Annotated in this window: 1 pseudogene; it reads left to right on the plus strand. The window is 66.2% G+C overall.

The annotated features are described in order from the left end of the window. Nucleotides 1–234, plus strand: a pseudogene (locus NVV99_RS26895) (hypothetical protein); the annotation flags it as partial.

Consider the following 234-nt stretch of genomic DNA (forward strand, 5'->3'; position numbering starts at 1 on the left):
TGCCGAGCACGACGTAGACACCGCTGCGGGCATCGAGACACTCGGCGTCTGCCTCGGTTCGAACAACGCGCTGCAGACCGTCACCGAAGTGCAGGTCGTGTGGAGCGGCGACGACTTCCGCGACCTCGACGCGAAACAGGCCTACACGATCTGGCGGCCCGACCATTTCGACAGCGAGGTCGCGGAGGTCGTCGCGAAGCTCCGCGATATCGACGCGCGGCACGTGGTGCTGTG

The sequence above is a fragment of the Rhodococcus sp. PAE-6 genome, assembly GCF_025290685.1.
In the GTDB taxonomy this organism is placed as follows: Bacteria; Actinomycetota; Actinomycetes; order Mycobacteriales; family Mycobacteriaceae; genus Rhodococcus; species Rhodococcus pyridinivorans.